18 protein-coding genes are annotated in these 19,408 nt (G+C 57.7%); 5 read left to right on the top strand and 13 right to left on the bottom strand.

The window, feature by feature from the left end; genetic code table 11:
- Window positions 1-1,096 precede the first annotated feature (1,096 nt).
- From BN32_RS06500 to BN32_RS26720, 4 genes are all read right to left on the bottom strand, one after another.
- Window positions 1,097-1,363: a hypothetical protein gene (locus tag BN32_RS06500; protein WP_019197324.1), complete on the bottom strand. Its 267-nt coding sequence runs from the start codon at window positions 1,361-1,363 to the stop codon at window positions 1,097-1,099.
- A 51-nt stretch (window positions 1,364-1,414) separates the two neighbouring features.
- Window positions 1,415-3,457 carry an AAA family ATPase gene (locus BN32_RS06495; protein ID WP_244438100.1) on the bottom strand — a complete coding sequence of 681 codons (2,043 nt, stop codon included), beginning with the start codon at window positions 3,455-3,457 and terminating at the stop codon, window positions 1,415-1,417.
- 287 nt (window positions 3,458-3,744) lie between these two features.
- Window positions 3,745-4,524 (bottom strand): metallophosphoesterase, encoded by a 780-nt coding sequence (locus BN32_RS06490; protein ID WP_019197322.1) that lies wholly within the window; start codon window positions 4,522-4,524, stop codon window positions 3,745-3,747.
- Between the two features lie 103 nt (window positions 4,525-4,627).
- A complete protein-coding gene (locus BN32_RS26720; RefSeq protein WP_152343849.1) occupies window positions 4,628-5,065 on the bottom strand; it encodes a hypothetical protein in 438 nt (145 codons plus the stop codon).
- Window positions 5,066-5,409: 344 nt separating this feature from the next.
- On the opposite strand from BN32_RS26720, the gene BN32_RS26000 reads away from it, so the two are divergent.
- Complete coding sequence (locus tag BN32_RS26000) at window positions 5,410-5,667, top strand: helix-turn-helix domain-containing protein (RefSeq protein ID WP_082773557.1); 258 nt, start codon at window positions 5,410-5,412, stop codon at window positions 5,665-5,667.
- A 28-nt stretch (window positions 5,668-5,695) separates the two neighbouring features.
- Here BN32_RS26000 and BN32_RS06485 read toward each other — a convergent pair whose 3' ends face one another.
- From BN32_RS06485 to BN32_RS06470, 5 genes are all read right to left on the bottom strand, one after another.
- Window positions 5,696-6,220: an MbcA/ParS/Xre antitoxin family protein gene (locus BN32_RS06485; protein ID WP_019197321.1), complete on the bottom strand. Its 525-nt coding sequence runs from the start codon at window positions 6,218-6,220 to the stop codon at window positions 5,696-5,698.
- A gap of 139 nt (window positions 6,221-6,359) precedes the next feature.
- On the bottom strand, window positions 6,360-6,572 hold the full coding sequence (locus BN32_RS26715; RefSeq protein ID WP_152343848.1) for a hypothetical protein: 213 nt from the start codon (window positions 6,570-6,572) through the stop codon (window positions 6,360-6,362).
- Window positions 6,573-6,774: 202 nt separating this feature from the next.
- Complete coding sequence (gene arsJ, locus BN32_RS06480; RefSeq protein WP_019197319.1) at window positions 6,775-8,031, bottom strand: organoarsenical effux MFS transporter ArsJ; 1,257 nt, start codon at window positions 8,029-8,031, stop codon at window positions 6,775-6,777.
- On the bottom strand, window positions 8,028-9,071 hold the full coding sequence (locus tag BN32_RS06475) for an ArsJ-associated glyceraldehyde-3-phosphate dehydrogenase (protein WP_019197318.1): 1,044 nt from the start codon (window positions 9,069-9,071) through the stop codon (window positions 8,028-8,030). The genes arsJ and BN32_RS06475 overlap by 4 nt, the downstream gene beginning before the upstream one ends.
- A gap of 11 nt (window positions 9,072-9,082) precedes the next feature.
- The gene (locus BN32_RS06470) at window positions 9,083-9,958 is read right to left on the bottom strand and encodes a metalloregulator ArsR/SmtB family transcription factor (protein WP_019197317.1); all 876 of its coding nucleotides are present in this window, start codon (window positions 9,956-9,958) and stop codon (window positions 9,083-9,085) included.
- Window positions 9,959-10,118: 160 nt separating this feature from the next.
- Between BN32_RS06470 and pstS the strand changes: the two genes are divergently transcribed.
- The 4 genes from pstS (at window position 10,119) to arsH (ending at window position 13,454) form a co-directional block, all read left to right on the top strand.
- The gene (gene pstS / locus BN32_RS06465; protein WP_019197316.1) at window positions 10,119-11,135 is read left to right on the top strand and encodes a phosphate ABC transporter substrate-binding protein PstS; all 1,017 of its coding nucleotides are present in this window, start codon (window positions 10,119-10,121) and stop codon (window positions 11,133-11,135) included.
- 49 nt (window positions 11,136-11,184) lie between these two features.
- Window positions 11,185-11,607: an arsenate reductase (glutaredoxin) gene (gene arsC / locus BN32_RS06460; protein WP_019197315.1), complete on the top strand. Its 423-nt coding sequence runs from the start codon at window positions 11,185-11,187 to the stop codon at window positions 11,605-11,607.
- A 13-nt stretch (window positions 11,608-11,620) separates the two neighbouring features.
- Entirely contained in the window at window positions 11,621-12,676 is a 1,056-nt protein-coding gene (arsB, locus tag BN32_RS06455; RefSeq protein WP_019197314.1) for an ACR3 family arsenite efflux transporter, read from the top strand.
- Window positions 12,677-12,740: 64 nt separating this feature from the next.
- The gene (gene arsH / locus BN32_RS06450) at window positions 12,741-13,454 is read left to right on the top strand and encodes an arsenical resistance protein ArsH (RefSeq protein ID WP_019197313.1); all 714 of its coding nucleotides are present in this window, start codon (window positions 12,741-12,743) and stop codon (window positions 13,452-13,454) included.
- A gap of 78 nt (window positions 13,455-13,532) precedes the next feature.
- Here arsH and BN32_RS06445 read toward each other — a convergent pair whose 3' ends face one another.
- The 4 genes from BN32_RS06445 to BN32_RS06430 form a co-directional block, all read right to left on the bottom strand.
- Window positions 13,533-14,819, bottom strand: coding sequence for a molybdopterin molybdotransferase MoeA (locus BN32_RS06445; protein WP_019197312.1), 1,287 nt, complete (start codon window positions 14,817-14,819; stop codon window positions 13,533-13,535).
- Window positions 14,820-14,881: 62 nt separating this feature from the next.
- Window positions 14,882-17,356 carry an arsenate reductase (azurin) large subunit gene (locus tag BN32_RS06440; RefSeq protein WP_019197311.1) on the bottom strand — a complete coding sequence of 825 codons (2,475 nt, stop codon included), beginning with the start codon at window positions 17,354-17,356 and terminating at the stop codon, window positions 14,882-14,884.
- Between the two features lie 12 nt (window positions 17,357-17,368).
- Window positions 17,369-17,887 carry an arsenate reductase (azurin) small subunit gene (locus tag BN32_RS06435; protein ID WP_040426060.1) on the bottom strand — a complete coding sequence of 173 codons (519 nt, stop codon included), beginning with the start codon at window positions 17,885-17,887 and terminating at the stop codon, window positions 17,369-17,371.
- A 244-nt stretch (window positions 17,888-18,131) separates the two neighbouring features.
- Window positions 18,132-19,256, bottom strand: a complete 1,125-nt coding sequence (locus BN32_RS06430) for an abortive infection family protein (RefSeq protein WP_244438099.1) — start codon at window positions 19,254-19,256, stop codon at window positions 18,132-18,134.
- Window positions 19,257-19,408: the final 152 nt, after the last annotated feature.

Raw genomic sequence — 19,408 nt, 5'->3', positions numbered from 1 at the left:
CAAAGTCCGTAAAATCCTTTGAATTGAATCCCTTAGCGAAAATTCAAAATTTGACTTGCGGTTTTTAAAGCGCTCGCTATGCGCCCTGACGATTCGCAAACTCTGGGCCGCCCCGATTCCATTGCGAGGCCGCGGCACCGACACTGAATGATCGGTGTGAGGTCGTCAGCGGATCTTAAGTGCCGGACAGAACGCGGGATGAGTCGCCACATTTCGCAAAATCTGTTGACGGGAATCCTGTCCCTGGAGCCTTTTCAAAAAAAAGTGAACAGAATGGGTCGCCGAACAAAATCCCGGGCAGGATGGCCGTTCGTCTGCCAAAAGGAAGTTAAGCCAACAAACGCACGTCCGCAGAGTGACATCCAAGCGAGGCCTGGCGTTGCGCTGGTCAAGCCACCTCGCGGACCATCCCGCTTGGAGCGCGGTATCTTACAACGGTAGCGGGCCCAAGGGGCGGCATCTCGAGATCCAGCTCGATCAAATTCGAACAAGCGAGAGCGAGTATTGCCGCGTCAGAATTGCCGAGCACCCTGATTGCAGAAACCAGTTCGCCCAAAGTCATCGCGCCATTTTCCCTTAGCGTCTGCGTGATTTGAAAGCTGAGCCCTGCTGATACGCGCCGGCGCCTATGTGACCAAACAAGATGGTTATTCGTGCATAGCGGTTCGCTGCGGAGGTCTGCTTCGGTCAACACGATTTCCGGAAGAGCCAGGGGATTCGCACGATACTGCGTTGGATCTACCTTATCCGCGGAATGCGTTTTCGTCCCTTCGACGCGGAGCACGAAGCGCCTGTTGCCACGAATGACGACGACAATCGGTTCTCGGGGTGATGGCGACCAGGCAGGTGGCCGAAAAAGTTCGATCGCCAGAATAGAAGGATCCAGCGATGCACGGACAAGTGCGTCCTCGAACAGAGCACATTGTATCGGGACCGGTCTTTCCGTCTTTGCGGACGTAAAGAGTCGGCTAAGTGCCTCAGGTTTTCGGGGGTGATGCATGGGATGGTCCGACACCTATCAATAACGGGGCGACCCCATGGTTAATCCATGTTCTTGGCCGCGGATGGCAGAATTGCCTTAAGGGCGGGGTGGTATTCACAACGGATCACCTTCGGTGATGGTGGCCGCCGCCGCGGCTTTTGCAATCAGGCTCCACACGCTTTGGCGGCGATTGTGGCCTTCGATCGTGGTACTCACGCTGCGTGGAGGAAGGCCAGCCACGTCGTTACGTCCTTCCGTTGCCTCGACACGATAGTTCGAAAGGTCTGCCAGATTGGAGCAGTTCGCGATCCTCATCGTTGCGATCGTTTTGCGGAGAGGTTCAAAGCCGGCAGGAACGAGGTCGATGACAACATCAAGCATGCTGCACTCCCATTTCTCAAGGATTAGATTTTGCTCTGACTGAGCGCGCCTTTAATGGGCGAGCTCGGTCTTTTGGGACAATGCCGTTGGATCATCGTGCGCCGAAACGGGGTATTGCTTGAGCAGTTCGCCAATCGTGGTTCGGTCTAGGTACCCAGTTTCCTCCAAACGACGCGCTACGGCCTCCACCGCGATCCGGTTCATCGCGATGATATCTCGCGCAAGTGAATGACAGCGATCTAGGCGCTGCTTAATCAAACCGACGATCGACGGATCGTGCAGCAGCATCTCGGTGGCACGCTGCGAAAATTGAGCGACACCGATCGCTCCAAAGCCGAAGCGCAATTCAAGATCAATTGCTGCGTTTGTGGCCCGCGAAAAATCGCTATGTTCTCCAACGCCGGCTCCGGCCGTTGATTGGCCTAATAAAACCTCCTCAGATGCACGACCGCCTAGCAGCGCTGCAATGAAATTCTCGATTCCGGCCTTGGTTTGCGAATTGGCCCGCGAAAGTTCAACGCGCGTCGCGCCGCCATGATCTAAAACTGTTAGCGCCTGCGGTGCGAAGACATCTAGAGCGACGCCAACGACCAGGTGTCCTGCCTCGTGAACCGCGCAAGCTCGTCTTAAATTTTTCGGCAAGCTTTCCCGGCCGGACCTGATTTCATACAAAAGACCGTCGAGCGAAAGTTCGCTCTTTTCGCGACGCGCATGGCTCTTGGCGCGCCGCACCCACGCCTCGACGTCAGCACCGGTCTTTCCGGATGCGGCCAAGGCCGCCGGCATTAAATCGACGTCGATCAGAATCTCCCCGAGATGATAGCGGAATATCTGTGCGAGAGTGTCAGCGTCAGGCAACTCGATTTCGATTGTTCGATCAAGCCGACCTGCTCGCCGTATCGCTGCGTCGATGTGGTCGACATGGTTGGTCGCACCAATAACAACCACGCCAGGTCGATCCTCCACTCCGGCGAGTTGCTCTAATAGAAGATTCACAATCTGCGTCCAGTACTCGCGATACTCGGATGTTAAGGTCGCACGATCGCTGATACCATCGAGCTCGTCGATGAAGATAATGCAGGGAGCCAGTTTGCGCGCCTGCGCGAAGCACGATTTTATCGCGGCCAAAGTACCCGAGAGAAAGGCTGCCGCATTCCAGTCCGCGACCGAGGTGGACACAAGTGGAATGTTTGCTGACTTCGCTACGGCTTTAGCGAACTGTGTCTTGCCGACTCCTGGTGGCCCGACAAGTAGCAATCCCTTTTCGATGCAGTCCCAGCCGAGGCGGCCCGCACGGTAGTCGCGCAAATCGGCCACGAGATTTAGGCCCCATTCCCGAGCTGCTCCGTAGCCGGCTAATTCTTCAAGAGCGGGACCGCGGTGATCGAAGGTTCCCTTCGTTGCGACGACTTGTTCAAGCCGCGCTACGCAATCGTTAGCGCTCCGACCGGCTCGAATGGCTAAAACGAGGTCCGAGATATCCGCGGCCCGAACGATTTGATCTGCTATTCCTGCCGTCGGATGCGTGCCTGTCACGGCTTCAATTACGAGAGCGATTGCGGATTCGTCGAGCTGCCCCAAAGACAAATGGTATTCGGCCGCGCGAAGTAGGTCTCGCGGAAGATGGCGTCGAGGATCGGGCGCGACGCCAACGATCGGTATTCTAGCATGCAGGGCGTGAGAGATCCCATCGTTGCCGCGTTCTGGTTTGTGATCACTCGCCGTTCCATCCCGTTCTGAGAGAAAGTAAGATCTTGAGGATGTGTGAGACGATCGTCCGCTGTCGACAGCTTTCGCTTCCAGGCCGAACGAGCAGGTTTGAAGTACTTTCGCCACCACAGAAACTACTTCGGCGACATGGGTGGTTAAGACCACAACGGGTCGATTGCGCCGCAGTTCGCGGGTAAGCCCCTCGACCCCTTCGATCGCACGCGCGACTAGAACGGCCACTGCCGCTAAATCTGCGCGTATTGATGTTCTTTCCTGCGATTGATCGGCGGACGACAAATCGTCTATGAGCATTTCTATTGGGTCGTTAGGGTTCCCGCTGCGTAGGAGCGGGCTGTTGTTGGTGCCGGCTTCTGCTGCCAGCATGTCGAGATATGCGCGCGCGAGGAGATCGCGCTTCGTAGAGCTTGTTTGTGGCATCCTGTTCACCATAGGTCGGGTGCGTGGCATTAGCGATTGCGCATCGTAAAATAACGAGAAGACGTCAGCGACGTCGGACGGAACGCTGTGGAGTCGAACTCGACGGCGTGGCGATCAATGCAAGGGCTGCAAATCTTGAGGACGTAATTTAGTTGGTCCAGAGCTGTGTTGGTTGGGGACGGGGAACAAGTATTGAGAAATTGCAGTGACGACGATATTTCCACCTCGGGTGTCTAGATTTCGATCGTAAAGGTCGGATCGAAATTAAGGTTTTCCCAGATCGGGTCGAAACTCGTCGGCCCGTAGCCCTTGGCATTTGTCACCACTCGCGTTCCGCCGATCATGAAGTCGCGCGTCTCGTGGGTGTGGCCATAAATCCAAGTGTCAATGCCGCGCATGAGCTCCTTGTATTCGCCGTTGACGTAAGCCGCGCTGATGAGGGCATTTTCGGTACCAAGTTTCGCGGTTGCTGGAGCGGGGCCATGGTGGCTGATCGCGCAAACCTTCTTCGTCGTTTTGGTCCTGACGACGTTCGCGAAAAATTCACGCGTTTCTCTGTTGGCTGCGAGCGTGTCCTGCGGTTGCAGGCGGTATTGATAATAGCGCTTCCTTATTCGTTTATAGTCATTCATTACGCCGCCGGCATACGCCATTGCGCGCTGTCGGTCGCCGAAGAGGTTGAAGTCCGTCCAGAGCGTTGCCGCGGCAAATGTCACATTCGCTATCACGCATGACTCATTTTCAAGGACACGGACGTTACTCCCGGTGGCCGCGGCGCGAGCCTTTTCAATTGTGACTTTCCAATCAGCTCCGTAGCCCTCGTGATTGCCGCTAACATAGATAACGGGTCGGTCCGTAATGCGCGCGCGCAGCCAAGCCAGGCCGCGCTCCATTCGTGTGATAAGGTCGCCGGCGACGATTAAGACATCGAACTGGGGGCGCAGGTCCGGGGCGGGCAGGTCCCATCCGCTGCTAGATTCCAAATGTATATCGGACAGAATCCAAAGCAGCATACTGCTCCCCCGTACCAGGTTGCATCGGCACGCAGCGCTCGTAACGAGCGCCGCAAGCATTTTTGGATCTGTGGAAGCAAAGTTCCGACGATTCGTTGGCGCGTCAGAAGCGTGCAGCACGCCAGAGCATGATGAGCTCCTGACACAACGGATCGATCTTTTCTCGGCGACGAAGTGCGGACGAAATCAGCACTCGCGCGGCGTGATTCCCCTCAATCGCGCAGCACAATACTGCGGATACGGCGGCGTCTATGACAGGAGAGGTCATTCCGTATGCGCTCAGTTGCCGGATTGCGACTCCGATCGCTGTTGCTGGATGTCCCGTAACGGCCCGCAACCAATCCACCTCGTTGACGATTTCCACTCCCAAAAGGGCCGCGCGAATGGCTTTCACATCGTGCCTGCCGAAGCCTTGCGGTCTTCGAGTTCGCCACCAATGCAAGGGCGAGATAGGTAATTGTTGAAGGTTGTTGGGAGATCGAAAGCTTTGTTGAGATGGGCGGTCGGGCTGATCAGTGACATGTTCGTACTTTGCGTGCATGCGCTATCCCCTTCGCAAAATGCATTCAACGAACCACGAGAACAGAGCTTGTAGATCTTTGGAGAAACATGACTGCAAACTTCGAACGCGACATGATGCTGCTACGCCGCTATCTCCGAAGATCGATTCCTTGACATTGCGATCAACCCCCACCTTGTCGCTGTCTGCGACTGACAGGCGAACGAAATCCTTTGCCGCCGGTAAAAACCTGGCAAGGATTCGAACGTACAGTTTGTTGGTACGGAATTCGGCGCGAGGTCTTTTAATCTCGTCGCAACCGCAGTGTTTAACAATGTCTTAACAATAGCACACTCTGTGACCGGAGTCACTTATGGGTCCATTGTATGGTTAACCCGCCAGATATTTCTCCGGCTCAGTTGAGGGCGGCAAGAGCTTGGCTAAATTGGAGCCAGCAATTTCTCGCTACAAAGGCTGGAGTGTCGAAGCGGGCGGTCGTTCGCGCTGAATCGGGTTCGTCGCTTCCGCGCACGGCGACGTCGGCGCGTATAAGAAGTGCGCTAGAGGGGGCCGGCCTCCAGTTTCGCTTCAGTAAGATGGTTGCCACGGGTGTTGAGATAAGCGATCTCGGTTCCAAAGAGTGAGGCCTATTGGAAGGGGTGAAAGCGTCCGTCACCGAAAGATGATTTCCGCGTCGCCGTAAGGCGCGAATGCCTCGTCAATGATGGTCGGCTGCATGTAGAGACCGCCTCGTGCGGCGTCGAGGAAGCGGCGCACCGTCAGCAATCCGTCCTGCGAGCCGCTGGTCACCAAATCGAGGGGCGGTCGCCTACCGAAGATGATGGCGTCGTGCGGTGTTCGTAACCACTCGACGCCAAGCTGCTCCGTTTGAAACAGGATTCCGAGACCCTGATGGATCCCGAGTATCGCTGAAATGCGTGTCAGTACATCTACACCGAGAGTGAAGGCGCCGTGTTCGCCCGCCTGCTTGCACCACTTGTGGTACTTGGATCGAGACGGATAGCCAAAAATCAGGAGACGCTGCTCTTCCGTTAGTCCCCAGAGATCCGCAATGGCAAGGAACGTCCGCAGAGCAGGGGCGCTGAGCCGCCTTCGATTGGCCGGTGCAAAGCGTGAATTGTCCAGGCGCGGAAGGCTTTTTTCTGATTCAGACGGGTGTGGTCCGTTGTTCGACATGCAGTCAACCTCTTATTGGAGATAGAGGTAAATAGACGCGACGACCGCGTCGCAGAAATCTGGATGTGACGGTTTTGAAATAGATACCCTACTGAAAGCGTCAGGGTAGATCGAATGCGAACTCAAGCCACCACACGGATTATCGCAGTGCCAGCCAGAAATAGTAAAAGAGCAAAAACCAAATCGCGACGCTACCGATCCAGAGAATTGCCCATTGCCATTTCGGCATGGGCTTTTGCGAGGCGGGAGGTTTGACTTCTCCTGCGCCGCCGTCAATCAGCTTGAATTGGCGCTGCCTTTCGTCGGCCATTTGCCCCCTGTATTGGGACAATGTCAGCAGGCCTCGGTTCATTCAAGCTCCCATTTCCGGTCACTACCGTCATCGCATAGGTCTGAACAAAGTACCTGCCCAATGCGCCAGCGATTAGTCCGACGACGGTGTGCCCCAGAAGCCGAAAGCGTGTTCCCGCGCGGCTGCAGCTGCTGCAGGCGCGCCGATCAGCGCTCCAACGATCTGAATGCAAAGGCTGGTCGTCGCCGATTGCCGTCTTCGCTTAGTGCGGCTGCAACTGCCGCGGATCGCTTTCTCGCTCGCTCGCCGCGTCCGGCTTTAGAGGCAGCGCGTAGGTCATGCCCCAGCAGATGAGTAGCATCACGGCGGAGCCGACGAGGCATCCTTGGATTCCGGCGAACTGATAGAGCACACCGGACAGGGTGATGCCGAGCAGCCGTCCCGCAGCGTTTGCGGCATAATAGAAGCCAACGTCTTCGGCCGATTTCTCGGATCCTGCATATGCAAGGATGAGATAAGAATGCAGGGATGAATTGACAGCGAACGGCAAGCCGAACAGAGCCAAGCCTACGACCAGAAGCAGGTCCGGGCGGCCAATGTGAACGCTGTGCATTGCCACCGCTAGTGCAATTGGCACGGCAGCCAAAACCAATGCCCATATCCGCGCGGCGGGTACTTCGCGGCTCAGGCCATCTGGGCTTCGTGAAACCAATGAGGGCGCAATCGCCTGGACGCCGCCGTAGGCGATTGTCCATGCGGCAAGAAAGCCGCCCACTTCAAGGAAGCGCCAGCCATTCGCATAAAGGAAGACGGGCAAGCCGACGACAAACCAGACGTCGCGGGCACCAAACATGAAGATACGAGCCGCGGCCAACAGATTTACGCCGCGCGTCTTACCGAAGAGCTCCTTTATCGTCTTTGATGATTTCGCCTTCCCAAGCTGACGTGGCAGAAGGAACAGTCCCGCCAGGAAGATAATGCCGAGCAGGGCGGCCATCGCCCAGAGTGCGGGTTTAAATCCGACGACGTCGAGAAGCAGGCCACCCACGAAGAAGCCTACACCCTTCATCGCATTCTTCGACCCGGTGAACCAGGCGACCCACCGGAAGAGCTGTCCGCTTCCTTCCGAAGAAGTTGCTTTGATTGCAGATTTAGAAGCGGTCTTGGTCAGATCCTTGGCGACGCCAGCGACCCCTTGCGCCGCAACGACCCAGGCAACGGAAAAGGCTGCGCTCCACTGTGGATCGAGAAACGACAGCATGATCAGCCCCGCGATCTGGAGAATCTGACCGGCCGCGAGCATACGGGGGATTCCGTACTTGGATGCGAAGTAGCCGCCGGCGAGGTTCGCCGCAATGCCAGCCGCTTCGTAGAGCAGGAACAGGAATGCCAAGGTGAAGGGCGTGTATCCGAGGCGGAAGAAGTGAAACAGCACCAGCATGCGCAACGCGCCGTCGACGAGCGTGAAGCCCCAATAGGATGCTGTTACGATCAAATAGTTTCTGACGGTAGAAGTCATAATCCGGCCCTCGCGACGATGTTGGCCAGGTCAACCATGCGGCATGAATATCCGACTTCGTTGTCGTACCACGCGTACACTTTCAGAAGGGTTCCGTCCGTCACCATCGTGCTCTGGGCGTCAACGATGGCACTGCGGGTATCGTTCGTGTAGTCGGCCGACACCAGCGGACGGTGCTCGATGCCGAGGATGCCCGCGAGTACGGTTTTCTCAGCGGCTTCGAAGAGCTTGTTCACCTCTGTGATCGTCGTCTCGCGCGCGACTTCAAAGACGCAATCAGTGAGGCTTGCGTTAAGAACGGGAACGCGGACGGCGTGGCCGTTTAGCTTGCCCTTGAGCTCCGGATAGATGAGGGAGATCGCCGTCGCGCTGCCGGTTGTCGTCGGTTGCATCGAAAGCATGGCCGACCGTGCGCGGCGAAGGTCTTTATGCGGCGCGTCAACCACGACGTTCGTATTCGTCGGATCGTGGATCGTTGTGATTTGCCCGTGCCGAATTCCGATCGCCTCATGGATCACCTTCACGACGGGTGCGAGGCAGTTTGTTGTGCAGGAGGCCGCTGTCAGGAGACGGTGACGTTCCGGATCGTAGCGCTTGTCGTTGACACCCACCACAACGTTAAGCGCAGCATCGTCCTTCACCGGCGCGGCAACGATGACCCGCTTGACCCCTCGGTCGAAATAAGCCTGAAGCTGGTCGGGCGTGAGGAATTTTCCAGTGCACTCCAGGACGACGTCGCAGCCGAGACCTCCCCAGTCGATATCACCTGGCTTGGCGGCTTCGGAGAAGCCCATCCGTCGCTTGGCGATACCGATCGACTTGCCGTCGTGGACGCCGATATCCTCGCGCCACCTGCCGTGGACGCTGTCGAATTCTAGGAGATGCGCGGTCGCCTCGATGCCGCCTTTCACTTCGTTGACGTGAGCGATGTCAAGGCGGTTCGTGCGCTGAGGGTCGTCTTCCGGGCGATGCAACCCGCCGAGACCCGCCCGCAGCGCGAGCCGGCCGATCCGGCCCATTCCGTTGATTCCGATTTTCATCCAAATGCCTTCTAGGGGGTGACGCGCGTCGTATCGCCGATCTCGTCCAGCCGCGCTTTCAACGCCATGCGGTCGAGGGCTGCGAACGGCAGGCTGACAAAGACTTCGATGCGACGCCGGATCATTGCGTAGAGTTCGTTCAACAGCGTGGTCCGTTCCGACTCTGAGCCGGTGAACTGCGCCGGGTCGGGAAGGGGCCACGCACCGGTGACGAACTTCTTTCCGAGATCGGGACAGGACTGGCCTTGCGGCGTGTCGCAGAGTGCGATGACGAAATCCATCCGAGGCGCTTCCGAACCTGCGAACTCGTCCCACGACTTGCATCGCAGATGAGCGATGTCATGGCCCAGGTGGCTCAACCGATCGAGGACCTCCTGCATCGGAGCTTCCGCCGGATCCGATCCCGCAGAATAGACGTTGAAGCGTCCTTTGCCGATCTTCGCGAGAAGTGCTTCAGCCATGATCGATCGCGCGGAGTTGCGCGTGCAGAGGAACAGCACGTTGAATGCCGGCGCCACGACGTCTGGCTCTGGCTCGGTCTTCTCGATCAAGGCCAGGCTCGCGTCCGGGAGAATGCCGCACAATTCCGGCTTCCCGCTGCAGCAGTCCCGCGCCAGAAAATCAATCAGTCCCCGAAATCCGGCGACGTCGGCGCGGTAGTTCACCGTCCGGCCATCCTTCTCCGCGGCGATCAAGCCAGCTCGCGCGAGAATCGCGAGATGGTTCGACATGGTGTTGTGAGGGACCTCGCAACGCCGGGCGATCTCTCCCGCGGCGATGCTCTCAGGATGGGCCGCAAGCAAAAGCCGCAGCGCCTGGAGCCTGGTCGGTTGCGCGAGCGCCCCAAAGCCCTCGATTGCCGTTTCGATAAAGCTTGCCTGATCCATGGTCAGCCCTTCGCGATACTCTCGCTTATGTCGGTATTCATCGACAAGTTGCGTGACATACTGATGACATTGCAACTTTTAAAATCGACTTTCCTGTCATTTGCGTGTCATCTTGCGTCTATATGTCGAGACTGATAGACATATATCCAAGGGGAGCCAAATGCACAAGTTTTGTCAGGCAATCGTTCTCGTCACCGCGATCACTCTTCCCGTAGCTGCTGCAGGCGCCGCCGAAACTGCCGGAGCGGGATCGACATTCGTGTTTCCGATCCTGCGGAAGTGGGCGGCCGACTACCAAACGAAGACCGGCAACAAGATCAACTACCAGTCGATCGGATCCGGCGCCGGCTTGCAGCAAATACGCTCCTCCACCGTGGATTTCTGCGCGTCCGACATGCCGCTGAAGCCGGATGAACTGGCAAAGGACGGCTTGAGACAATTTCCTTTGGTGATCGGCGGCGTCGTACCCGTCGTGAACATTAACGGCGTCCGTGCAGGCGACCTGCATTTCACGGGCGCTGTCTTGGCCGACATATTCCTCGGTAAGATCAAGTCGTGGAACGATCCGGCGATCCGCTCGCTCAACCCGACCGCCAATCTACCCGCAGCAGCGATCTCAGTCGTTCACCGCTCCGACGGATCGGGGACGACTTTCAATTGGGCCAACTATCTCTCCAAGACGAGCGCCGAATGGAAGCAGAAAGTCGGTGAAGGCACGGCCGTCGAATGGCCGGTTGGGGCAGGCGGCAAGGGAAACGAAGGTGTCGCAGCTTTCGTCGCGCTGGCGAAAAATTCGATCGGCTACGTCGAGTACGCCTACGCCGTTCAGAACAAGCTTGCGTACGGGCTCGTGCAGAACAGGGCGGGCCGGTTCGTGGAACCCAACGCTGAGACCTTTCAGGCGGCCGCCGCAGGTGCGGACTGGGGAGGCTCGAAGAACTTCTTCCTGACCATGACGGACGCACCAGGCGAAAACGCGTTTCCGATCACGGCCACGTCTTTCGTCATTATGCACAAGCAACCGAAAGATGTGACACGCGCGAAAGTCGCGTTGGATTTCTTCAAATGGGCGCTGGAGAGCGGGCAAGCGCAGGCTGACTCGCTGCATTATGTGCCGCTTCCCAAGCCCTTGGTGCAGCAGGTCGAGAATTATCTGAAATCTGAATTCGGACTGTAGGAGACGCGCGGCCACAGGACGATATGCGGCTGCGAAATCTGAGGTAAAAATGGACATCATCATCTACCACAATCAGTCCTGCGGGACCTCTCGCAACGTACTCGGGCTGATCCGCAACGCCGGCATCGAACCACATGTCGTCGAGTACCTCAAGACGCCTCCGTCCAGGGCGCTGCTGCAGCTACTCATTAGTCGGATGAATTCTTCGGTCAGAGCGATACTCCGCGAGAAGGGCACCCCTTTCGCGGAGCTCGGTCTCGATAATCCGGAACTGACTGATGGTGAGTTGCTCGATGCAATGATGGCGCATCCCATACTCATCAACCGGCCGATCGTCGTTAGTCCACTGGGCGTCAAGCTTTGCCGTCCGTCGGAAGCTGTGCTCGACATTTTGGCTGACACGCAGCGTGGCGAATTCCGAAAGGAAGACGGCGAACTTGTTATCGACCAAGCGGGCCGGCGCGTCGCTTAAAGCAGAAAGTCACATGTCAACCTTCGAACGTTATCTTACCCTTTGGGTCGCACTCTGCATCGTGGTCGGCGTCGCCTTCGGGCACGCGTTTCCAGGAGTTTTCGAGGTCATCGGGTCGGCCGAAATAGCCAAGGTCAATCTTCCAGTCGCGGCTCTGATCTGGCTGATGATCGTACCCATGCTCATCAAGATCGACTTCGCAGCCCTGAGCAAGGTCAAAGAACACTGGCGTGGCATCGGCGTCACGCTGTTCATAAACTGGGCTGTAAAGCCGTTCTCGATGGCGGCATTGGCCTGGTTTTTCGTTGGGTATCTCTTCCGTCCATATCTGCCGGCCGGCCAGATCGACAGCTACATCGCCGGCCTCATCATTCTGGCCGCAGCGCCATGCACCGCCATGGTGTTCGTGTGGTCCAACCTCATGAAAGGCGAGCCGCACTTCACATTGAGCCAGGTCGCGTTGAACGACACCATCATGGTGTTCGCATTCGCGCCCATCGTCGGCTTTCTGCTGGGACTCTCTGCGATTACCGTCCCATGGGCAACACTCGTCATCTCCGTCGCGCTCTACATCATCGTCCCGGTCATCGTAGCGCAGGTAATGCGCCGCCGCCTGCTGGCGAACGGCGGAGAGGCCGCCTTAAAGAAGGTGATCGATAGGCTTCAACCTTTGTCGCTCATCGCACTGCTTTCTACTCTGGTCCTGCTGTTCGGATTTCAGGGCGAACAGATTCTGGCGCAGCCGACGATCATCGCTTTACTTGCGGTGCCAATCCTGATCCAGGTCTACTTCAACGCTGGCGTTGCCTATCTCCTCAACCGTATCTCTGGTGAGCAGCACTGCGTCGCTGGGCCGTCGGCGCTGATCGCGGCATCCAATTTCTTTGAGCTGGCGGTAGCGGCGGCCATCAGTCTGTTCGGGTTTCAATCCGGAGCAGCCTTGGCCACGGTGGTCGGCGTCCTGATAGAAGTGCCGGTGATGTTGACAGTGGTCTGGATCGTGAACCGTTCGAAACAATGGTACGAGCGCGACCAGGTCGTACAGCCTGCCGCTGGCGAGACGCGATAACGAGCACCACTTACAAGTCGGCGTAGCCTTGTGCGAGGGCTCGCTTTTGTACGAAACCACTCGAATGGAACTTGCTTTGTCTGAAGACATCAACCTGCCGAACATCCGGACTGACGTGTTTGAAATTCCCAGATGGGCCGCGTTCGATTATGCCGAGCAGAAGCATCCCCCGCGCATCCTTCTTCTCTATGGATCGCTGCGTAAGCGATCGTTCAGCCGCTTTCTGACGTTAGAAGCCGAGCGTCTTCTGAAAGCGATGGGGGCGGAAACTCGCGTATTCGATCCATCCGGTTTGCCGCTGCCGGACGATGCGCCCGTCGATCATCCGAAGGTGAGGGAATTGCGCGAACTGTCGACATGGTCGGAGGGGCAGGTCTGGTGCAGTCCGGAACGGCACGGTGCGATGACCGGCATCATGAAGGCGCAGATCGACTGGATACCTCTGTCCGTTGGTGCGGTACGCCCGACGCAAGGCAAAACCCTTGCAGTCATGCAGGTGAGCGGCGGCTCGCAGTCGTTTAATGCCATCAATCAGTTGCGTGTGCTTGGGCGCTGGATGCGTATGATAACGATTCCGAACCAGTCGTCGGTGGCCAAGGCCTACGAGCAGTTTGACGAAGCGGGCAGAATGAAACCCTCATCGTACTATGATCGCGTTGTCGACGTGATGGAGGAACTGGTGAAGTTCACACTGCTGACGCGCGGAGTTTCCGGATATCTCACCAACCGCTACAGCGAACGGAAAGAAGAGAAGCCTGCACCGGCGCTAATCGTTTGACTATTTCGGCTGGCGGGTGGCATCGATCAAAGCGCCAAGCTCCAGGACTGGCCACACTAATCCGGATCGCGGATTCTCTTAAAGGGAGAATGCGGTAGAGAAGGGATGGAATTTTACGATCGCATTCCGATCTAAATCGCCGACATCGGGGTCGATCTCGGCAAAGCCGTCGGACATGACCAGCGGCAGGAGCCTTGCGGAACCGCCACGGCCAAGCTTGCTGATGATCGGAATGCCATCCCTATCGTAGCCCTTGATGCTCACCGGCATGAATTCAGTTCTACCGGCTTTGTGACTGAAGATGTCGCCGGCTCGCGCCGACGAATTCAGTTTGTTTATCTCAACCGCTCCCAGCAGCGATCGGATAAGGGGACGACCGAACAGAAGAAAATTCACCAAAGCAGCGACTGGATTGCCCGGAAGAGCTAATACCTGCATCTTTCCGATAGATCCTTTGGCGATCGGCTTTCCCGGGCGAAGAGCAAGCTTCACGGTCTCGCACCGTCCACCGGCGGCGACAATCGCGCCTTCAATATGATCGGCGTCGCTCCCCGCGACGCCACCGGATGTGATCAATAGATCCAGGTGGGAGGCTGCATCTGATAGCGCCGAGGCTACCTCGTCGCGATCGTCTGCAATGATTCCAAGATCGGAAACAGCGAGTGCGGACGATCCGAGCAACGAGCGCAACATTGGTCCGTTTGTATCGACGATTGAGCTCGGTCCGGTCTCATATCCTGCTTCGACAAGTTCATCGCCGGTCGAGAGAACTCCGACCCGAAGCTTCCGTTTTACGGGAATGCGGGCGTTTCCAGAGGCCGCGAGGATAGCAATTTGTCGGGCATCGATAATGGTGCCTTTCGCCACCACGATTGTCCCGGACGACAGGTCTTCACCTTGGCCCCGAATATTGCCGCCGATTTCCGGAAGGAAGTGGAATGTTACCTCGGTCGAGGATCGCGTCGTTCGCTCCTCAAGGACGATGGCTGCAGCGCCCTCGGGCACCTTGGCTCCGGTAAGAACCCGCGCTGTAGTGCCGGGCTGCAGCGCGAGCGCCATCGCATGACCGGCTGCTGCTCTGCCGCCAATCTTGAGGGTCAACGGCGTTTGCCGGCGTAAGTCGTCAGCATGCAATGCGAAGCCATCGACCGCCGAATTATCGAAACGGGGAAGGGCGACTTCGGACAGGATGTCCGTCGCCGCGATCCGGCCGACCAGCCCGGTTATCGGTCTGGTTTCAATTCCCGATATTTCGGAAATGCCGTCGAGGATGACCCCGCGCGCTTGCTCAAGGGAAAGAAGCGCGACGCCTGCCAGGCAATCATCGACTGCCCGCGCCGTCGCAAGATCCGGTCTAACGTTCATTGAATACTCCCGCTGACGATCGGCAGATACGGGGAGCGCGTGCTGCGCTCCCCGTATTGAGATCAGGCCGTGTATTCCTGGGACTTGAACGTTAGGTGGCGGACTCCTTCCGGAGCATCCGAGATCTTGCGGATGTTTCCCCAGGTTTGCTTGTAGTTCGGGATAATGAACTCGTTGACGCCCTTCGACACCACGTTACCTTGAACACCGGTCGGGAAGCCAAAGAGCATGAACACCTGCTTCCTCTTCGCAGTTGGCGTTGGATAGACCATCGCCTGGGTCGATCCGTTGTCGTTGTAGACCTCAACCAGGTCTCCGTTCTTGAGCTTGAGATCCGACATATCCTGAGGATTCATCTCAATGAACGAGTAGGGCCATCGGTCCATCACGAACTCGTTTTCGACGTCCAAATAGGCACTCTGCCAAACGTGGTTGGTTCGCCCGTTATTGATCAAGAAGGCAAACTTGTCTTTTTCAGCCTGTTTTCCTGGCGCCTGGAGTCCGCGCCATTGAGTGGAAGCAAACGTCGCCTTTCCGTCTTTGGAGTTGAATTTTCCATCGGCAAAGAGGCGCTTTGTCCCAATAATCTGCTCCTTGCCACTGGCGTTGTCGATTTTTACCGCAGGCTCCTGGAAGCCATTCGTCCCCATGGTCCTTAGCCGCGCATAGGTGACGAATTCACCGCCTTTTTCGTGCTTGGCATAACCGTCCATGAAGGCGTCTTCTTCCGTTTTCCAATCGAAGCCCTTGAACTTGTCGGCTATTTCTCCCTTGCCCATCTCACGGAACACGCGCTCCATATTGTTGGCGATGCGCGCCGCGATCAGGCAATCCGGCATGGCGTTACCGGGCGGGTCCATATAGCGCTCGGTCAGGCGCATGCGACGCTCGCCATTCATCGATGTCAGGTTCATCTCGCCGGACGTGGCAGCGGGCAGGATAACGTGGCACGCTTCCCCGACCTTGGTCGGTACGATATCGACATCGACCGCGAACAGGCCCCCCTTCTTGATCGCGTCAACGATAGCTTTCACCATCGCGTTGCGATCGCCGTAAGGAACCGCGTTCATCGCGTCTTTCACGATGTCAGTGCGTTTCTTGTAGACCCGTTTGAACTCCATTGCGTTCAGTGTGGTCTTGTAGTGGTCGCACCCCCAGATGTGATGCACGCCGCCCTTGCCACCGATCAGGAGCTGATCGACATAGGCGGCGGGACGTCCGACATGTGCGTCTGAGGGGCGGGAATAGCCTTCCTGATGTCCGCCCATGCGCACGCAGCCACCGCCCGGTCGGCCGACGTTGCCGGTTGCGAGGGCCAGATTCACCAAAGATTGGTTGGTGCGGTAGTTGTCGTTGCCCCAGATCAGACCTTTTTCGTAGGCGAACATTGTCCGACGTCGGGCATTTCCGGCCTTCGGCTCGGCGATCCAGGTGATGGCCTTGACGATGTCGGCTTCGCTTAGGCCCGTCGTTTTTGCTGCGTCCGCTATCGAAACCTTATTCGCCGCAAGTGCCTTGTCGAAGTCCTTGGTCGAGGCCGCAATGAATGGCTTGTCGATCCATCCCTTGTCCGCTGCATAGGTCAGCCAAGCGTTGAACAGGATCAGGTCAGTGCCTGAATTGATTGCGAGATGCAGGACATTGTCCTTGCCGGCCTCGACTTCGCAGGCGTTGACTGTGACCGTGCGGCGTGGATCGACAATTACGATCCGTGCGCGATCGACGGCTTCGCTGCCGAACTCGGCTTTCTTCTTGTCAACAGATGTGCCTCGGAGGTTCGGCACCCAGTGATTCAGGAAGTAGTTTGTCTGGGTCTCGAGAGCGTTGGTTCCGACGGCCACGATAGTATCGGCGAGTTCGGCATCCTCGTAGCAGTTGTTCAATTCGCCGACACCCATGTCGCGCGATCCGTGGACTTCGGAATTGTACGCCGGCCGATTATGGATACGGATGTTCTTGATCTTCATGGCGCCGAAGTAGAGCTTGCCGGTGCCCCATGTATTCTCATAGCCGCCCCCCGCGCCGCCATGGTCAAAGGCGGATACGAACAAGCCGTCTTCACCCTGTGAGGCAACAACGGATGCGGTGACCCGTGCCACCAGATCGAGGGCATCGTCCCAACTGGTCGGTTGAAGCTGGCCATAGCGCCAAACCAGCGGATCGGTCAGGCGCTGAAGCTGGGTGTTGCGCTGACGCGAGTAGCTCATTTCAGCGATGCGCGCGCCGCGTAACGACCCCAATCCCGAATTGACGACGCACTCCTTGTCCGGCTTGATGACAATGTGAACGTCGCGACCGTCCTGTTTCACGATGTTGTACATTGACGGCGCGTACCAGGCTGCGGTGTCCGCTTCCTGCTGCTTTGAGAGGTCGACGCCGAATTTGTTTGCTCCGGGCGCGGTTCCTCCTTCGTAACGCGCATCCCAAGTGTAGGCCTTGTAGCCGCATCCGACGATGCAGTAGTGGCAGACGACGTTGTGTTCCTTCGCATCTGCTGGGACGATCGGCAGGCGACCGATTTGGCGCTTGTAGCTCATGATTGTGCTCCCTCAGAGGACGTTGGACAGGCGGCCGTACAGAAGCTCGTCAACGCCTTCAGCGTAGACGTCGCCCTTGTCGTCCACGCGCAGCACGTACTGCGGGAGGTTCTGTGTGGCCTGGCCCCAAATTTGCTGCCCGCCCTTTTCGCAGTCGAAACGCGAATAGTGGCCAGGGCAATTCAGCGTTTGGTCCGAGGCATTGTAATTCAGCGGGAAACCCTTGTGAGGACAGGTCGTCGAGAAGCCGACCACATCGCCGTTCGGGCCAACGCCGCCCGGTACCTTTTGACCGAGCTTCAGCAGGACTCCCGGCGCATCCGCGTCTGGATAGCTGACTTGAAGGGGTTCGTTCGGCTTGAGGTCGTTGATGTTGGCGAGCCGGTTCGCCGGGTATTTCACGAGAGCGGAGCCTTCGGCTTTGGCCTCTTGCGGGAGCATTGTGACCGCGGCCGCAGCCGCCGTCATCGCACCGGCACCGCCCAAGAACTGTCGACGGCCGACGTCGACGAGGTTGTCGCACCTTTTCATCATTGATCTCCCCAGATCATCATTTCATTGGTCCCATCGGACCATCAGTGACCTTGCAGGAGACGGGCCAGACGAGAAACGTCAGGAAATTCAACTAACCGCAGTGATGTATTGCATGCGCAACTCGCGGAACGTTCCGAAATCCGAACATGCTGCATTGCCGTTGGTTCGGCTATCCGATCACGCGCAGGACCAAAGGGCCTAGCGACCGGTATGTTGGCAAATGCTGATCCGAGATCGCTCTCTATGTGTCGCTGGCGGCTTCTGCCTTCCGGGCTTCCCATGTAGCCACCAGGAAGGTTGCCATCGATCCCGCAAGGTTCACGGCCAATTCGGCATGACGCGCTTGTGGCCGTGCTTTCGCTGGGCCCTGGCTGTGCGCGTCGCCGAGTTTGTTGCGGACGGCGCCCAACGACTCCACGATCGATTGGCAGCTTCCGAGAATCTGCTTGAATATCTTTTCGGTATGCTGGTCGGGCGCCAGCCTTAGCTTCGCTGCCACGCGCTTGTAGAGACCCGGCAGATCTTCGTCGTCGGGGACGGTCTCGCCGGCTTCGGCAAGGAGCCACTTGCAGACGTCCTCCAGCAGTGTTCGCGCGACAGTTATTGCCGCTCTCGGATCCGATGCGCGACGCTTCATCGCTTCCTGCCAACGCTCGTGGACATCGGTGACGTTGAACGCCGAGAGACTTCTGCCAATCTCCTCGTCAGCCGGTGTCTTCCCGCCGTGGGTCGATCGCCTCACGCTAAAGATCGGTGAACCAGAGATCCGATCGGTCTGAATCAAGTCGAAGCCGTCCGCCGCTAACAGAGGCGATATCTTACCGACGAGCTCACGCTGGGAACGCTCGTCGCGCAGCATCGGGTGAGTCAGGGCCTCAATGAACCGAAAGAACAGCATTTGCGAGCAGGAATAGATCTCGAGAGATTCGAGAACATCCTTCGTGGTCATGTCGAAGTTGGCGATGCGATGGCGGATGATGTAATCTTCCATCGTCCGTTCGCTAAACGACCCCTTGGGCGCGGACATCTGATCCAGCGGCCAGAGCCGTTTCAAGAACTCCATCTCCGGGGTGTCGATTGAGAGAGCGGCGTCCTCGAGCGCCGATACGACTCTTCGGCGAGTGAGCTCCGTTACATGCGGCCCGCGTGATTCATCGAATTTCGCAAGAACCTCTCCGAGATCGAACCGGGGCTCGTCACCGTGCAGGGCACGAGCGACCGCCAGTATTTCGGCCGCCGTCAAGGACTGCACGCGCGCACTGACGTACTTGTACTTGCTGCTGTGCGCTTCCTCGACGGTACCATCATCGAGCCCGTAGCGCTGGCACACGCTTGGCACGTTGTAGGACTTCTGGTCCGCGATCACCGAGGCGACCAGGTGGCGGAGGGATTTTGCGGTTGCAGCATCCGGAAGAGGTAATGTCGTCATTCGGGCGGCTCGCGGACATTCGTTGAATGGTCCCGCTTCAGTCCGGCTCTCACGATCCGGCCACGCAGCGGGACGGAGACTGTATTCGG

It is taken from the genome of Afipia birgiae 34632, assembly GCF_000308295.2.
Classification (GTDB): domain Bacteria; phylum Pseudomonadota; class Alphaproteobacteria; order Rhizobiales; family Xanthobacteraceae; genus Afipia; species Afipia birgiae.
The sequence above is the reverse complement of the archived record's forward strand: the minus strand, read 5'-3'. Positions and strand labels throughout refer to the sequence as shown.